Here is a 1,837-nt window from a genome sequence, read left to right as displayed (position 1 = left end):
GCTGGCTTGCCGGCGATAAGTTTCGGTCAGGCAAAACACACCTAAAGGGTTTGCAAGGCATCGAACCGCCCCGCCAACCCCTGTTCGGCAAACTGCTCCACCACAAAATCGATGAACGCCCGGGTCTTGCCCGGCATCAGCTTGTGCTCGGCGAAATACAGGCTGATATGCCCGTCATCCACGTACCAGTCAGGCAACACCCGCCGCAGCCGCCCTGCCTGCAGGTATGGCACGGCAAATGGCAGGCTCACCAGGGCAATCCCCAGCCCCTGCTCGGCCACCGCGCACGCCGCGTCCGAATCGCTCATGGTCATCGCCTGGCGCAGTTGCATCGGCTGCTGCGCCTGCCAGCGGCTGGTCAAAGGCCACGAGCGCACCCGCCCGGTCTGCGGTGAGCGGATCAGGATGCCGTCGTGCCGCTGCAGCACCTGCGGGTCGTCAATCGGTGCGTGCCGCTGCAGGTAGGCCGGTGCTGCCACCAACACCCGGTGGGCCGGGGTCAGCTTGCGCGCCACCACCCCCGGCGGCAGATCGAAACCACCGCCAATCGCTGCATCGAAGCCCTGGCCGATCAGGTCGACCTGGCGGTTGTCGAAATGCCAATCCGGGGTAATCGCCGGATAACGCCGTAAAAACTCACCCAGCAAGGGCAACACATACAAGCGCCCGAACACAGTGCCCATGCTCACCCGCAACAACCCGGCCGGCTGGCCTTCGGCGCTGGCCAGGTTGGCCACGGCATACTGGATGGTACGAAAGCTGTCGCTGACTTCGCCCAGAAAACGCTGCCCCGCCTCAGTCAGGGTCAGCTTGCGGGTACTACGCTGGAACAACCGCACGCCCAGGCGCGCCTCCAGCTGAGCCACGTGCTTGCCCACGGCGGCGGGGGTAATGCTCAGGCGCCTGGCAGCTTCGGCAAAGCTGCCGACCTCGGCACTGCGGATGAAGCACTCCAACGCGTTGAACGATTCCACGGCCATCATTGCCAACCCAAGGTTTACTCTGCTGATAGTGATTGCCATCTTATCAGCAGGTAATCAAGCGCCGATACTTTGCCCATCCAAGGCATTTCGGCCTGGCTTCCAGCAGGAGATCAGCATGTCCAAGCAACTTTCACTCGAAGGCAAAGTGGCCCTGGTTCAGGGCGGTTCCCGCGGCATAGGCGCAGCCATCGTGCGCCGCCTGGCACGCGAAGGTGCGCACGTGGCCTTCACCTATGTCAGCTCCGCCGGCCCGGCAGAAGACATGGCCCGCGAGATTACCGAAAACGGCGGCAAAGCCCTGGCCCTGCGGGCCGACAGCGCCGACGCAGCCGCCGTGCAACTGGCAGTGGATGACGCCGTGAAGGCCTTTGGCAGGCTGGATATTTTGGTCAACAACGCCGGTGTGCTGGCGGTAGCACCGGTGACCGAGTTCGACCTGGCCGACTTTGACCGCATGCTGGCGGTGAACGTACGCAGCGTGTTTGTCGCCAGCCAGGCCGCAGCCCGTTACATGGGCCAGGGCGGGCGCATCATCAATATTGGCAGCACCAACGCCGAGCGCATGCCATTTGCCGGCGGTGCGCCTTATGCCATGAGCAAGTCGGCGCTGGTTGGCCTGACCCGTGGCATGGCGCGTGATCTGGGGCCGCAGGGCATTACCGTGAACAACGTGCAGCCGGGGCCGGTGGACACCGACATGAACCCCGCCAGTGGCGAGTTTGCCGAGAGCCTGATCCCGTTGATGGCGATTGGACGGTATGGCGAGCCGGAAGAAATTGCCGGCTTTGTGGCTTACCTTGCTGGGCCAGAGGCGGGGTATATCACCGGGGCAAGCCTCACGATTGATGGTGGGT

2 protein-coding genes are annotated in these 1,837 nt (G+C 63.8%); one reads left to right on the top strand and one right to left on the bottom strand.

Features of this window, described 5'->3' with window-relative positions:
* Positions 1-41 precede the first annotated feature (41 nt).
* Positions 42-980 carry a LysR family transcriptional regulator gene (locus ACK1VC_RS27405; protein WP_024717730.1) on the bottom strand — a complete coding sequence of 313 codons (939 nt, stop codon included), beginning with the start codon at positions 978-980 and terminating at the stop codon, positions 42-44.
* 118 nt (positions 981-1,098) lie between these two features.
* Between ACK1VC_RS27405 and ACK1VC_RS27400 the strand changes: the two genes are divergently transcribed.
* On the top strand, positions 1,099-1,837 hold a 739-nt coding region (locus ACK1VC_RS27400), incomplete at its 3' end, for a 3-oxoacyl-ACP reductase family protein (RefSeq protein WP_449118162.1).

Source organism: Pseudomonas sp. XP2 (assembly GCF_053557975.1).
This window is presented reverse-complemented; position numbering and strand designations above follow the sequence as displayed.

What these genes read in the sequence shown, in the direction of transcription:
- ACK1VC_RS27405 (WP_024717730.1), bottom strand. Translation starts at nt 980, where the DNA reads ATGGCCGTGGAATCGTTCAACGCGTTGGAGTGCTTCATCCGCAGTGCC.